The following is an 11887-nucleotide window of genomic DNA, read 5'->3' as shown; positions in this document are numbered from 1 at the left end:
TAGGGTTGGCGGGCCTGGCTTGTCAAACCGGGGCGGAAACCCCTACTTCGCCGCCATGGTCACGCGCGAAGACATCCTGATCCTCGGCCTCAGCGCCGGCGTCGTCGGCAGCCTGGTCGGCGGCATGATGCTCGGCATCGGCATGGGGCTGGTCATCGGCGGCCAGCACCTGGGTTGGCTGCTGCTGCTGCCGGCCGCGCCGGTGGCCGGGATGATCGGCTATCTCCAGGCGCGCAAGCTGGCCAAGCGGCTGGGCTAATCGGGCGTGATGCCGGCCGCCTGGATCAGCCGCGCCTTGTAGGCGAGGTCCTGGCGCAGGAATTCGGCCGTGGCCTCCGGCGTCGCCGCATGCACGGTATAGCCGGAAGGCGCCAGGTGGCGCTGTTCCACCGCCGGGTCGGCCATGGCGGTGGCGATGTCCCGCTGGATGCGGGCCAGCAAAGCGGGCGGCGTGCCGGCGGGGGCGAAGGCGCCGAACCAGGTGCGCGGGTCGATATCGTCGAAGCCGGCCTCGGCCAGGGTCGGCACATCCGGCAGCGCCGCGAAGCGCGTGGGCTTGCCCACCGCCAGGGCCCGCAGCGTGCCGGCCCGGATATGCGTGGCGCCGGAAGCGATGCCCGCCAGCGTCATCTGCACCTCCCCGGCCAGGGTGGCCAGCACCGCCGGCGTCAGGCCGCGATAGGGCACATGCACCATCTCGATCCGCTCCCGCGCCATTAGCGCGCCGAAGCAGAGATGCGGCTGGCTGGCATTGCCGTAGGACCCGAAGTTCAGCCGCCCCGGCGCGGCGCGGGCGGCGGCCACCAGCCCTGCCATGTCCTGCGCGCCCACCGAGGGATGCACCAGCACCATCTGGTGCACATCCACCAGCAGGCTGACCGGCGCCAGGTCCTTCATCGGGTCATAGGGCAGGTTGCGGATCAGATGCGGGTTCGCGGTGATGGAATTGTCCGCGGTGATCAGCAGCGTATGGCCATCGGGCGCCGCCTTGGCGACCAGGTCCGTGCCCGGCACGGTGGACCCGCCGGGGCGGTTGTCCACCACCACCGGCTGGCGCCAGGCCAGTTGCAGCCGGTCCGCCAGGGCGCGCGCCAGGGCATCCAGCCCGCCGCCCGGCGGGAAGGGCACCACGATTCGCACCTGGCGGTTCGGGAACTCCGCCGGCTGGGCGCGGGCCACCAGGGGGGCAGCCAGGCCGGCGGCCAGCAGGGTGCGGCGGGGGATGCGCATGCTCAGGCTCCGAGGAAGTGCTGGCGCAGATGGTCCAATGTCACGGCCGGGGCTTCAAGTTCCGGCAGGTGGCCGATGCCGGGGGGCGAGAGGAAGGCCGCGCCCGGGATGGCCTGCGCGATCAGCCGGCCCACCGTCTCGGGCGGGTTCACCGCATCCTCGGCCCCGGTGAGGCAGAGCGTCGGCGCCCGGATCAGCGGCGCGAAATCGGTGATGACATCCACCTGGTCCGTGCAGCGCGCCGCCTGCAGCAGGCCGCGCGGATGCGTGGCGGCCACCATGCCCTCCACCAGCCCGCGCACCAGCGGCCCCGCGCCGGGCGCCACCAGCTTTTCCGACCGCGTCCGCGCCAGGGCCACGCCGCCCTCCGCCACGCTCGCCTCCCGCATCGCCAGCATGGCGGCGCGCCCCGCCTCGCCCTTCCAGCGCTGGCCGCGGGAGGTGCCCATCATCACCAGCTTCGCCACCCTTTCGGGATGCCGCGCCGCCAGGCAGGCGCCGAGCATGGAGCCGAAGGAGGATCCGGCGACGCAGACCGGCCCCTGCACGCCCAGCGCCTCCAGCAGCGCCAGCGCCACCGCCGCATAGGCCTCCGGCGCCGGCGCCTCGGCCACGAAGGGGTCGGAGAGGAAATAGCCCGGCGCGTTCCAGGCAATCACCCGCGCCCGGTCCAACAGCCCGGCGAGGGAGAAGCGCCAGCCCATGCTGTTCGCGCCGATGCCATGCAGGCAGAGGATGGTCACCGGCCCCTGCCCCGCCTCCATATAGGACAGCCGCCGGCCCTCCAGCCCCAGGGCTTCCGCATCCACCTCGCAGAAGCGGGGATCGGGCAGCGGGGGGATGGGGGTGCCGTCGGGGTGGATCATGCCGAATCCTTCTCGGCCGCCTCATGCCAGGGCGGCAGCGGGTCCTGGGCCGGGAAGCGGCCGCGCTGCATGCGGCCGGTGGACAGCTCCGTCACCACGCCGTGCAGCGTGCGCAGCTCCTGCTCCGTCACCTCGCCGCGCTGGAACCAGTGGCGCAGGTTGCGGACCATGCCGGGGCGCTTGGGCGGATTGTGCAGGAAGCCCGCGGCATCCAGCTCCGCCACCAGCCGGCTCAGGAAATTCTCCAGCGCGCCCTTGGTGGCCACCGTCGTGCCATTGGTCAGAAACTGGCGCGGCGGCGTGGTCTCGGCGGCCATCCACCATTCATAGGCGAGGATCATCACCGCCTGGGCCAGGTTCAGCGAGCAGTGCTGCGGGTTCAGCGGGTAGCGCACCAGCGTGTCGCAATGCGAGAGGTCCTCCGCCTCCAGCCCCGCGCGTTCCGGGCCGAAGAGCACCGCGGCGCGCAGCCCCCGGCCATTGATCTCCCGCAGATCGGCCGCCGCGGCGCGGGCATCGCGCTGCTGCACGATGGCAAAGCGCGGCCGCGGGCAGGTGCCCATGACCCGGTGGCAATCGGCGACCGCCGAGGGCACGTCCGGAAAGACCTGCGCCGCATCCAGGATGGCATCGGCGCCGGAGGCCGCGGCATAGGCATTGGGCTGCGGCCAGCCATCGCGCGGCGCCACCACGCGCAGATGGAACAGCCCGCCATTGGCCATGGCGCGCGCCGTGGTGCCGATGTTCATGGCCATCTGCGGCCGCACCAGCACCACGATCGGGCTCTCGCCCGGCGCCGGCGTCAGTACCGCGCCCCCCTCGCCGCGCCCGCCCGTCATCGCGGCGGCGGCGCGGTGCGGGCGAGGAAGGCCCGCAGGGTCGCGATCTCCGCCTCCTGCGCGCGGATGATCTCCTCGGCCAGGCGGCGCATCTCGGGATCCGTGCCGTGGCGCAGCTGGATGCGCGCCATCTCGATGGCGCCCTGGTGGTGCGGGATCATGCCGGCGGCGAAGTCGCGATCCGTATTGCCGCTATAGGCGATGGCCATGTCGCGGTGCATGCGGTCGCTGGCCGCGCGGAATTCCCGCGTGCTCGGCTGTTCGGAGGCACTGCGCTGCGTGGTCGGCCCCGGGTGATGGCCCTGGTGACCCTGCTGCGCGAAGGCGGGCGCGGTCAGGGCCAGGGACAGGGCGGTGGCGATGGCAAGGCGGGGCATGTCGGATCCTCCGGTTGATGGGCCGGATCCGGAAGTGGGGCCTTCCCCCCGGGGGAAGGCAAGAGGGTCATGCACGGCGCCAACTCGTCCCCTGTGGCCCGTCCTCCAGCAGGATGCCCTGGGCCAGTAGATCCTGCCGGATCCGGTCGGCCTCCGCCCAGTCCTTCGCCTTGCGGGCAGCCAGCCGCGCCGCGATGGCCGCCTCGATCGCCGCGGCATCGCCGGCCTCGCCGCGGAACCAGGCGGCGGGGTCGGTGCCGAGCAGGCCGAGCAGCGCGCCGCAGGCCAGGATGCGGCCCTTGAGATGCGGGAGCCCTGCATCGGACCCACGCGCCAGCGAGTCATTGGCGGTGGAGACCAGGTGGTGCAGCGTGGCCAGCGCCAGAGGGGTATTCAGGTCATCGGCCAGCGCCTGCTCGAAGGGCGGCGATTCGGCCGGATGCGGCCGGTCGCCATCTTCCGCCTCGATCTCCGCCATTTTCGACAGGGCGCGGTAGAAGCGGTCCAGCTCCCGCCGCGCCTCCTCCAGCGCGCCTTGGGTATAGTCCAGGGCGGCGCGGTAATGCGTGCGCAGCAGCAGCAGGCGAAACGCCTCACCGGCCCAGGGGCCGTGGCCCAGAATGTCCTGCACGGTCAGGAAATTCCCGACCGATTTCGACATCTTCTCCCCATCCACCAGCAGCATGCCGTTGTGCAGCCAGTAGCGGGCGTAGTGGCTGCCGGGAAAGGCGCAGAGGGATTGCGCCACCTCATTCTCATGGTGCGGGAACATCAGGTCCGCCCCGCCGCCATGGATGTCGAAATCCGGCCCGAACTGCTTCCAGGACATGGCGGAGCATTCGATGTGCCAGCCCGGCCGGCCGCGGCCCCAGGGGCTGTCCCAGCCCGGCTGGTCGGGGGTGGAGGGCTTCCACAGCACGAAATCGCCGGCATCGCGCTTGTAAGGCGCGACTTCCACCCGCGCGCCCGCCAGCATTTCCTCGGTCGAGCGATTGGAAAGCGCGCCGTACTGGGGAAAGCTGGCGACCGCGAAGAGCACATGACCCTCCGCCGCATAGGCATGGCCATTCGCCACCAGGCGTTCGATCAGCGCCACCATCTCGGGGATCGAGCCGGTGGCGGTCGGCTCCACATCCGGCGGCAGCACGCCCAGCGCCGCCATGTCGCGATGGAAGTCGGCGGTGGTTCGCGCGGTCAGCGCCGCGATCCCCTCTCCGCTTTCCCGCGCGCGGTCGATGATCTTGTCTTCGACATCGGTGATGTTCCGCGCATAGGTCACGCGCGGATAGGCCTGCCGCAGCAGCCGGGCGAGCACGTCGAAGACCACGTTCGGGCGCGCATTGCCGAGATGCGCCAGGTCATAGACCGTGGGCCCGCAGACATACATGCGGACATGCTGGTCATCGATCGGCACGAAGCGTTCCTTGCGGCGCGTCGCGGAATTGTGGAGCTGGATGTCCATGTTCAGCCTGCGGCGGCCTGCAGCAGGCGCTTCAGCGCCCGCTCGCGGCCGATCAATGGAAGGAAGACCTTGAGGTCCGGTCCGTGCTCCTCGCCCGTCAGGGCGCGGCGCAGCGGCAGGTACAGCGCGCGGCCCTTGCGGCCGGTGCGGGTCGAGAGTGCGGACGTCCAGGCCGGCCAGGTGGCCTCATCCCAGGGCTCCTCGGGCAGGGTCTCCGCCGCCATGCGCAGGAGATCGGCATCGGCAGGATCGCCCAGCGGCACGATACCACCGGCCACCACCTCCCACCAGTCGCGCGCTTCGCGCAGCAGGTCGAGATTGCCGCGGACGGCGAGCCAGAAATCCTCGCTGGCCTCCTCCGGCAGCCGATCCTTCACCGCCGCATAGGGCAGCGCATGCAGCCAGCGGCGGTTCAGGGCCAGCAACTGCTTGGTGTCGAACCGGGCCGAGGATTTGGACACCCGCCCGAGGTCGAAGCCGGCCACCAGATCCGCCGGCATGGAAGGCACCGGATCGGCCGAGGTGCCGAGCGCCGCCAGGTAGCCGACCAGCGCGGCCGGCTCCACCCCGTCCCGCCGCAACTGCCGCAGGCCGACGCTGCCGGTGCGCTTGGACAGCGGCCCGCCATCCGCATCGGTCAGCAGCGGCAGATGGGCGAAGCGGATTTTCCGTGGGTTGCCGCCGAGGGCTGCAAAGATGTCCAGCTGGATGCCGGTATTGGTGACATGGTCCTCGCCGCGGACGATGTCGGTGATGCCGGTGTCGAGGTCATCCACCACCGAGGTGAAGGTATAGAGGAAGCTTCCATCGGCGCGGATCAGCACCGGGTCGGACAGGCTCGGCAGCTTCACGCTGCGCCGGCCCAGCACGCCATCCTGCCATTCGACATGGCCGCCGGAGAGCTTGAAGCGCCAATGCGGCGTCTTGCCATTGGCGATGGCCCGGGCGAGCTGCTCCGCGGTCATCTTCAGCGCGGCGCGGTCATAGAGCGGCGGCTTGCCCTGGCGGATGCGCTGCTCCCGCTTGAAGGCCAGCTCCTCCTCCGTCTCCAGGCAGGGATAGAGGTGGCCGGAGGCCTTCAGCCTTTCGGCGGCCGCGGCATAGAGCGCCAGCCGGTCCGACTGCCGGGCGAATTCGTCCCAGTCGAGGCCGAGCCAGCGCAGATCCTCCTCGATCGCCTGGGCGTATTCGGGGCGGGAGCGCTCCAGGTCGGTGTCGTCGAGGCGCAAGAGGAACCGGCCGCCACGGCGCCGGGCCAGGCACCAATTGGCGATCGCGATACGGGCATTGCCGACATGCAGCAGGCCGGTGGGGGACGGGGCGAAGCGGACTTTCATCAGGCGGGCACAGGAACGTCAAATGGCGGCACAAGGCAAGGCGCCCGATACAATTCGCCGCATTGCCGCCATGCCCGAAGTGCTAATGTGGCGTGGTAAGGAGGCTTTCCATGCTCAGGCTTCGAACCGCGATTGTCGCCGGCATGCTGGCGCTGGGGGCCGTGACGGCGCCGGCGGCCCATGCCGATTGGCGCTACCGGGGGCACGGACACTACCACGGTGGCGGTGGCGCGGCCGTTCTGGGCGGCGCGCTGCTGGGTCTCGGCGTGGGGGCCGCCCTGGGGGCCGCCCTGGCCCCGCCCGCCGTGGTCTATGCGCCGCCGCCGGTCGTCTATTATCCGCCGCCGCCGCCGCGCGTCTATTGGGAGCCCGCCTATGCGCCCCCGCCCGTCTACTACGCGCCGCGCTATGTGGCGCCGCCGCAGGTCTATGCGCCGCCGCCCGGCTACTATGGCTGGGTGAAGTAGCCGGCCGCTACCCCTCCCCGTCTTCCTCCTCCTCGTCCTCCTCGTCACGGCGGGGGTCGAGGACGCGCCAGTTGCGCTCCTCCGCATCCGTGGCGGGACGCGCGGCGAAGTCGGCGAGTTCGGTGGCACTGCGCCAGGCATCGTCGCCGGCGCCCTGCACCTCGGCATCCTCGCCGTAGGTGCCCCAGGCCTGCATGACGGACCGGGCATCCATGCCGGGGGCGCGGCAGATATCCACCGAATCCCGGACATAGCGGCGGGCGAAGGCATTGGCATGGGCGATGGTGCCGAAGCCGCGTACCACCTCCACCGGCTCCGCCCCATTGGCGCCGGACAGGTCCATGATCCGGACCTCCAGCCCCTCGACCTGGCCCAGCACATCCTTGGCGAAGATGGGGTCTTCCTCCCCCTCGTCCTGGCCGCTCATGCGATCAGCCCCGAAAAGCCGTTGGTCAGGGGGTAGCGACGGTCGCGGCCGAAGGCGCGCGGCGTGATCTTCACGCCGGGCGGCGCCTGGCGACGCTTGTATTCGGCGCGGTCCAGCATGCGCCAGATGCGCAGCACCGTCGCCCGGTCATGCCCCTGGGCCACCAGCCCATCCACATCCATCTCGCGTTCCACCAGCCCCTCCAGGATCGCGTCCAGCACCTCATAGGGTGGCAGCGTGTCCTGATCGGTCTGGTCGGGCTTGAGTTCCGCGGAAGGCGGCTTGGTGATCACGCGTTCCGGCATCACCGCGCCTTCCGGCCCCAGCGCGCCGGGCGGGCGATGCGCATTGCGCCAGCGGGACAGGGCGAAGACCGTCATCTTCCAGACGTCCTTCAGCACCGAATAGCCGCCGCACATATCGCCATAGAGCGTGGCATAGCCCGTGCTCATCTCGGACTTGTTGCCGGTGGTCAGCAGCATGTCGCCGAACTTGTTGGACAGCGCCATCAGCGTCACGCCGCGCAGGCGGGACTGCAGGTTCTCCTCGGTCGTATCGGCCGGGCGATTGCCGAAGGCCGGCGCCAGCATCCCGCGCATGGCCTCCATCGCCGGCCCGATCGGGATGCTCTCGTAGCGGATGCCGAGCAGTTTTGCGCAGCCCTCCGCATCGTCCAGGCTGTCGCGGGAGGTATAGGGCGAGGGCATCATCACCGCCCGCACCCGGTCCGGCCCCAGCGCATCCGCGGCCACCGCGGCGGACAGCGCGCTGTCGATGCCGCCCGAAAGGCCCAGCACCACGCCGGGGAAGCCGTTCTTGTCCACATAGTCGCGCAGGCCGAGCATCATCGCCCGGTAGATCTGCTCGAGCTGGGAGAGTGCCGGCGGCACCGGCTGCGGCGCGCAGATCCAGCCGCCAGGGCCCCGGGACCAGTCGGTGATGGCCAGCTTCTCCTCGAACATCGGCATCTGCACGGCCAGGCTGCGGTCCGCATTCAGCACGAAGGAGGCGCCATCGAAGACCAGTTCGTCCTGGCCGCAGATCTGGTTCAGGAAGACGAAGGGCAGCCCCGTCTCCACCACCCGCGCGACCGCAAGCTGCACCCGTGTATCCTGCTTGTCGGCCTCGAAGGGCGAGCCGTTGATGCTGATCAGGATCTCCGCGCCGCTTTCCAGCAGCGTCTCGCTGACCGAGGGGAACCACCAATCCTCGCAGATCATCAGGCCGAGGCGGACGCCGCGGAAGGCCACCGGGCCGGGGGCGGGGCCGGAGATGAAGACGCGCTTGTCGTCGAAGACGCCGTAATTTGGCAGCTCGTGCTTGGCCCGCCGCGCCAGGATGCGGCCGCCTTCCAGCACGAAGAGCGCATTGTGCAGCCGGTCGCCATCCCGCCAGGGGCCGCCGACCACGATGCCGGGCCCGCCATCCGCCGTCTCCGCCGCCAGGGCCTCGATGCGCTGCAGACAGGCCTCCACGAAGGCCGGCTTCAGCACCAGGTCCTCCGGCGGATAGCCGGCGATGGAGAATTCCGGCGTCACCAGCAGGTCGGCGCCCGCTTCCGCCGCCTCCGCCCGCGCGCGACGGATGCGATCTGCATTGGCGTCCAGCGCACCCTCATGCGGGTTGATCTGGGCGAGCGCGATACGGAGCTGGTTTGTCATGGTCCCGGGAACCTAGGGACCGCCCCCGGGAGGGTCAACGCACCCGTTCCGGGAGGCGGCCCACCAGCAGGATCATGCCGGCCGAAACCAGCGCCACGCCCAGGAAGCCTGCCCACCCCAGCGGCTCGCCCAGCAGCGGCCAGGCGGCGAGCGCTGCCATGCCGGGCACCAAAGCGGTGATGGTGGTGGTGGTCGGCGCGCCGAGCGCGGTCACCGCTCGGGTGAAGAGCAGCCCCGCCAGGATCGTGGCGCCCAAGCCCTGATAGCCCAGCTGGTACAGCACCGCGCCGCCGCTGGCCTGGCCGATGCTGGAGGGCAGCAGGAACCACCAGACCGGCAGGTAGATCGGCGCCGACCACAGCGCGATGGACAGCGTGGCCTGCATGGCCCCGATGCCCCAGAGGCGGATCAGCAGCGTATAGACGGCCCAGCAGCAGGAGCCGGCGAAGAACAGCAGGTCCCCGCGCCAGGCGCCCGGATGCGCGCCCAGCGTATCGCTGGCCAGCAGGCCGATGCCGGCGGCGACCACGAGGAGGGAGGCGATGCGGCGGCGGGTCCAGGCCTCGCCCAGGAAGGCCACGCCCAGCGCCGCCGTCAGGAAGGGCAGCGTGCCCGGCAGCATCACCCCGCCATGCGCGGCCGGCGCCAGGGTGAAGCCGTGATAGGCGAAGATGGGAAATCCGAAGGAGGCCGCGGCCAGGATGGCCAGCAGCCGCAGCGGCGGCAGCCGCGGCAGGCCGAGCAGCGCCACGAGCGGCAGCCCCGCCAGGAAGGCCCCCGCATAGCGCAGCGCCGCCACATCCCAGGGCGTCAGCGCCTGGCTGGCCGAGAGGCGGGAGGAGAGCAGGAAGCCTGTCCAGACGAAGAGCACCGCGAAGGCGCAGGCGAAGCCGATCCGTCGCTCCCGCGCCGCAGGATTGGCGCCGGCTGCCACGGCGGTCAGGGGGGGTGCTTCGCCGGACATGCCATTCAAGCTAATCTAGGATAGGCCACTTGCCCATTCACCGAGGAAGCCCGCATGGCAGCGCCCGAACCCTTCCTGCCCGGCGACCTTCTCCCAGCCCTGTCGCTTCCCGATGCGAGCGGAGCGCCCTTCGACCTCCATCACCAATCGATCGCAGGTCTCCATCGCCTGCTGATACTGGGCCAGGCGCCGGCGCCCGATGCGCTTCGCAGGGCGGAGGCGGCGGCAAGCGAGCGCCAGGCCCGCATCATTCTGGTGAGCCAGGACAGGCCCGCGAAGGCCGGGCTGACGGAGGAACCGACCCGGCTCATCGATGCGGACCGGAAGCTATTCCTCGGCCTGGGGCTGCCGCAGGGCGGTGTCGCTGTGATTTCCCCCCGCGGGCGGCTCCGCTTCGCCCAGGCCGGAGCCGCCGCGCTGCAGGCCGCGCTCGCCATCCTGCCGGAGCCGGAGGCGCCGGCCATCCGGCGTGGCGGCGCACCGGTGCTGCTGATTCCGGATGTGCTGGAGCCGGAGATGATCGCCGCCCTCCTGGCGCATTGGGAGGAGGGGGAAAAGCTGCAGGGTCGCGTCGCAGCCGCAGGCGCCGATGCAGGCCTGGTGACGGACATCAAGCGCCGCACCGATGTATTCCTGACCGACCGCATGCTCTACGCCGCGTTTCAGCGGCGCCTGGAACGACGGGTGCTGCCGGAAATGTGGCGCGCCTTCCGCTTCCGCGCGGCGAGCTTCGAGGCGCCGCGCATCGGCTGCTATTCGGCAGAGACCGCCGGCGGCTTCGGCGCCCACCGCGACAACCGCACGCCCTTCACCGCGCATCGCCGCTTCGCCATGAGCCTGAACCTGAACAGCGGCGCCTATTCCGGCGGCACGCTGCGATTCCCGGAATTCGGGGACGAAGCCTATGAACCCGCTGCCGGCGGCTGCGCCATCTTCTGCTGCGATCTGCTGCATGAGGCGCTGCCCGTGACCGAGGGGCAGCGCTTCGCCATCTTCACCTTCTTCACCGATGCGGAGGGCGCGCAGCAGGAGCGCAGGCTGATGGCGGAAGCCGCCGCGCGCGGCCAGAAGGGTGTGGAGCTGCGCTGAATTCAGCCCGCGCCGCGCCGGCGGGCCCCGTTGCGCAGCAGGAATTCGCGGCCGACCTTCACCCGCGGCACGCCGTCATAGGCGACGATATCGGCCGTGGCATAGGTCTCGCTCCAGGCCTCGGGGATGAAGGACCCGGTGCCGACCACGTCGATCGGCGCCTTGGCTTCCGCCACCACGCGGCACTTGCCGACGCCGAAGCCGGAGGAGGCGACGATGCGGACCTTGGGGAAGCCGGCCTCGTCCAGCGCCTCCCGGATCCGCCAGATGGCGGCGGCGGAGACCCCGGTGCCGACCAGGTGGCGCAGCTCCGTCTCGCTGCGATAGCGGCGCACCGCCTGCGGCGCGTGGCGTTCCAGCACGGCATAGGATTCGCCGGGGTCGAGCCCTTCCAGGAAGCGCCCGCCATGGGTGTCCAGCCGCACCGCCATCCGCCCCGCCGCCGCGAGCTCCGGAAAACGCTGGCAGACCGCCAGGCTGTCCGTCACTTCCCGGCCAAAGTAGTCGACCAGGACCGTGAGATCCTCGGCCGGGAAGGTCTCGTGGAACATCTCGGCGGCGCGGACGGTCGAGCCGGCATAGCCGATCAGGGCGTGCGGCATGGTGCCCCGGCCGCGCGCGGCACCGAACCAATGGGCCGTCGCGTCATTGGCATTGCCGATGAAGCCCTTGGCGCCTTCCCGCTGCGCCGCCGCGCTGCCGATGGCGGCGGCATAGGCCATCATTTCCTGCATCTCGGCCCCGGCGCAGTGCCGTGCCTCCATCGCCAGGAAGGGCACCTGCGGCAGTTCGACGCACATCTGGTAGGCGTTGTGCGCGGCGACGCAGGCGGGGCCCAGCTTCTGCAGCAGGATGGTCTCCAGGTCCGCAAGCTGGGCGAAGGAGCCCGAGAGGTAGAAGATCGGGTCGCCGGCGCCGACCCAATCGCCCTCCCGGTGCATCAGCTCCACCTCGAAGCGCGTGCGGCGCCGCTCGGCCACGGCGGCGAGCCAGTCGGTGGCGAGCCGCGGGGCCGAGATCACCGGCCGGCGCAGGAAGACGGCATAGGTGACGCGGCAGTCGCCGAATTTCTCGACCACCGTCCGCGTCCGGTTGAAGTAGCTGTCCGTCCAGCCCGGAATATCGTCCACGGCCGGGGGCAGCGGCCGGCCCGGGCTCGGCATGGCTG

At 71.0% G+C, this 11887-nt stretch carries 13 protein-coding genes; 3 read left to right on the top strand and 10 right to left on the bottom strand.

All coding sequences use genetic code 11. The features are described 5' to 3' along the window. Positions 1–55: 55 nt before the first annotated feature. A complete protein-coding gene (locus tag J3S20_RS17095) occupies positions 56–259 on the top strand; it encodes a hypothetical protein (RefSeq protein ID WP_216837724.1) in 204 nt (67 codons plus the stop codon). On the opposite strand, the gene J3S20_RS17090 is transcribed toward J3S20_RS17095, so the two are convergent. From J3S20_RS17090 to gltX, 6 genes are all read right to left on the bottom strand, one after another. Next, positions 256–1230, bottom strand: coding sequence for a Bug family tripartite tricarboxylate transporter substrate binding protein (locus J3S20_RS17090; RefSeq protein ID WP_216837723.1), 975 nt, complete (start codon positions 1228–1230; stop codon positions 256–258). The two genes, J3S20_RS17095 and J3S20_RS17090, sit on opposite strands and share 4 nt — an antisense overlap. A gap of 2 nt (positions 1231–1232) precedes the next feature. Then, a complete protein-coding gene (locus tag J3S20_RS17085) occupies positions 1233–2096 on the bottom strand; it encodes an alpha/beta fold hydrolase (RefSeq protein ID WP_216837722.1) in 864 nt (287 codons plus the stop codon). Then, on the bottom strand, positions 2093–2935 hold the full coding sequence (locus tag J3S20_RS17080) for an RNA methyltransferase (RefSeq protein WP_216837720.1): 843 nt from the start codon (positions 2933–2935) through the stop codon (positions 2093–2095). Before J3S20_RS17080 ends, J3S20_RS17085 begins: the two co-directional genes overlap by 4 nt. Continuing rightward, on the bottom strand, positions 2932–3312 hold the full coding sequence (copM, locus tag J3S20_RS17075) for a CopM family metallochaperone (RefSeq protein WP_216837719.1): 381 nt from the start codon (positions 3310–3312) through the stop codon (positions 2932–2934). The genes J3S20_RS17080 and copM overlap by 4 nt, the downstream gene beginning before the upstream one ends. Before the next feature lie 67 nt (positions 3313–3379). Beyond that, positions 3380–4774, bottom strand: coding sequence for a cysteine--tRNA ligase (gene cysS / locus J3S20_RS17070; RefSeq protein WP_216837718.1), 1395 nt, complete (start codon positions 4772–4774; stop codon positions 3380–3382). A gap of 2 nt (positions 4775–4776) precedes the next feature. Next, on the bottom strand, positions 4777–6111 hold the full coding sequence (gene gltX, locus J3S20_RS17065) for a glutamate--tRNA ligase (RefSeq protein ID WP_216837717.1): 1335 nt from the start codon (positions 6109–6111) through the stop codon (positions 4777–4779). A gap of 110 nt (positions 6112–6221) precedes the next feature. On the opposite strand from gltX, the gene J3S20_RS17060 reads away from it, so the two are divergent. Further along, positions 6222–6578, top strand: a complete 357-nt coding sequence (locus J3S20_RS17060) for a hypothetical protein (protein ID WP_216837716.1) — start codon at positions 6222–6224, stop codon at positions 6576–6578. 7 nt (positions 6579–6585) lie between these two features. Here the strand turns inward: J3S20_RS17060 and J3S20_RS17055 are convergent, their stop codons facing one another. From J3S20_RS17055 to J3S20_RS17045, 3 genes are read right to left on the bottom strand one after another with little or no spacing between them, the layout of a single operon-like run. Next, positions 6586–7005, bottom strand: coding sequence for a hypothetical protein (locus J3S20_RS17055; RefSeq protein WP_246602960.1), 420 nt, complete (start codon positions 7003–7005; stop codon positions 6586–6588). After that, entirely contained in the window at positions 7002–8666 is a 1665-nt protein-coding gene (locus tag J3S20_RS17050) for an NAD+ synthase (RefSeq protein WP_216837715.1), read from the bottom strand. Before J3S20_RS17050 ends, J3S20_RS17055 begins: the two co-directional genes overlap by 4 nt. Before the next feature lie 34 nt (positions 8667–8700). Further along, entirely contained in the window at positions 8701–9630 is a 930-nt protein-coding gene (locus J3S20_RS17045; protein ID WP_216837714.1) for a DMT family transporter, read from the bottom strand. A 54-nt stretch (positions 9631–9684) separates the two neighbouring features. On the opposite strand from J3S20_RS17045, the gene J3S20_RS17040 reads away from it, so the two are divergent. Continuing rightward, on the top strand, positions 9685–10719 hold the full coding sequence (locus tag J3S20_RS17040) for a 2OG-Fe(II) oxygenase family protein (RefSeq protein ID WP_216837713.1): 1035 nt from the start codon (positions 9685–9687) through the stop codon (positions 10717–10719). 2 nt (positions 10720–10721) lie between these two features. On the opposite strand, the gene J3S20_RS17035 is transcribed toward J3S20_RS17040, so the two are convergent. Continuing rightward, a complete protein-coding gene (locus J3S20_RS17035; RefSeq protein WP_216838144.1) occupies positions 10722–11882 on the bottom strand; it encodes a beta/alpha barrel domain-containing protein in 1161 nt (386 codons plus the stop codon). Between the last annotated feature and the right edge of the window lie 5 nt (positions 11883–11887).

Source organism: Falsiroseomonas tokyonensis (assembly GCF_019024325.1).
Taxonomy (GTDB): domain Bacteria; phylum Pseudomonadota; class Alphaproteobacteria; order Acetobacterales; family Acetobacteraceae; genus Falsiroseomonas; species Falsiroseomonas tokyonensis.
Note: the sequence above shows the minus strand (reverse complement) of the source record. Positions and strands in the feature narration are given on the sequence as shown.